This is a genomic window from Mycobacterium sp. AZCC_0083, assembly GCF_014202335.1.
In the GTDB taxonomy this organism is placed as follows: Bacteria; Actinomycetota; Actinomycetes; order Mycobacteriales; family Mycobacteriaceae; genus Mycobacterium.
Genome location: NZ_JACHGP010000038.1, coordinates 3,440 through 5,112, shown reverse-complemented (window position 1 = coordinate 5,112; position 1,673 = coordinate 3,440). Strand labels below are relative to the sequence as shown.

At 54.9% G+C, this 1,673-nt stretch carries 1 rRNA gene (cut by a window edge); it reads right to left on the bottom strand.

Annotation, left to right across the window (positions count from 1 at the left end):
* Nucleotides 1-129 precede the first annotated feature (129 nt).
* Nucleotides 130-1,673, bottom strand: a 23S ribosomal RNA gene (locus HNP02_RS42180) (it continues 1,689 nt past the right edge of the window).

The following is a 1,673-nucleotide window of genomic DNA, read 5'->3' as shown; positions in this document are numbered from 1 at the left end:
CCCCACATCTGGTGTGTGGGGAAGTGTTTTTGGTGGTGGGGTATGGATCTGAATTCGTGGTTGCGTGGTTGCGGACGCGTCGTGCTGCGGTGTAATACACATTCCTGAAACCGTTTCCTGGTTTTTGTTGTGTGTAAGTTTTCGGCCGGTTAGTGCCAGTTCCCTGCGCCCATTGCTGGGTTTCTAGGTCTGGTCTATCAATCCCGTGGTCTGCGGGGGGCCTTATCCCACTTAATGGGTGAGAAGCCTGGTCTTGGAGAAGGTTTCCCGCTTAGATGCTTTCAGCGGTTATCCTGTCCGAACGTAGCTATCCAGCAGTGCCCCTGGTGGGACAACTGGTAGACCAGAGGTTCGTCCGTCCCGGTCCTCTCGTACTAGGGACAGGTTTCCTCAAGCTTCTGACGCGCGCGGCGGATAGAGACCGAACTGTCTCACGACGTTCTAAACCCAGCTCGCGTGCCGCTTTAATGGGCGAACAGCCCAACCCTTGGGACCTGCTCCAGCCCCAGGATGCGACGAGCCGACATCGAGGTGCCAAACCATCCCGTCGATATGGACTCTTGGGGAAGATCAGCCTGTTATCCCCGGGGTACCTTTTATCCGTTGAGCGACACCCCTTCCACTCGGGGGTGCCGGATCACTAGTCCCGACTTTCGTCCCTGCTCGACATGTATGTCTCGCAGTCAAGCTCCCTTGTGCACTTACACTCAACACCTGATTGCCGTCCAGGTTGAGGGAACCTTTGGGCGCCTCCGTTACATTTTAGGAGGCAACCGCCCCAGTTAAACTACCCACCAGGCACTGTTCCTGAACCGGATATACGGTTCGAGGTTAGAAGCCCAATACGATCAGAGTGGTATTTCAACAATGACTCCACACACACTGGCGTGTGCGCTTCACAGTCTCCCACCTATCCTACACAAACCGTAACGAACTCCAATACCAAGTTGTAGTGAAGGTCCCGGGGTCTTTTCGTCCTGCCGCGCGTAACGAGCATCTTTACTCGTAGTGCAATTTCGCCGAGTCTATGGTTGAGACAGTTGAGAAGTCGTTACGCCATTCGTGCAGGTCGGAACTTACCCGACAAGGAATTTCGCTACCTTAGGATGGTTATAGTTACCACCGCCGTTTACTGGGGCTTAAATTCTCAGCTTCACCACTTGCGTGGTTGACCGGTCCTCTTAACCTTCCAGCACCGGGCAGGCGTCAGTCCGTATACATCGTCTTGCGACTTCGCACGGACCTGTGTTTTTAGTAAACAGTCGCTTCTCACTGGTTTCTGCGACCCCCCACCGCTACCCACCGCTTGGGTGTTGACAGTAAGGGGTCCCCCTTCTCCCGAAGTTACGGGGGTATTTTGCCGAGTTCCTTAACCATAGTTCACTCGTACGCCTTGGTATTCTCTACCTGACCACCTGTGTCGGTTTGGGGTACGGGCCGTGTCTGCACTCGCTAGAGGCTTTTCTTGGCAGCATAGGATCACCGAATTCGCCTCACTCGGCTATGCATCACCTCTCACGCTTGAATGAGATCCGGATTTGCCTAGATCTCGCGCTACGGGCTTGCCCCAGTATTACCACTGACTGGTACGGCTACCTTCCTGCGTCACCCCATCGCTTGACTACTACCAGCGAAGATCCCGCGCAGCCCCACAACCCCATAGACCCGAAGGT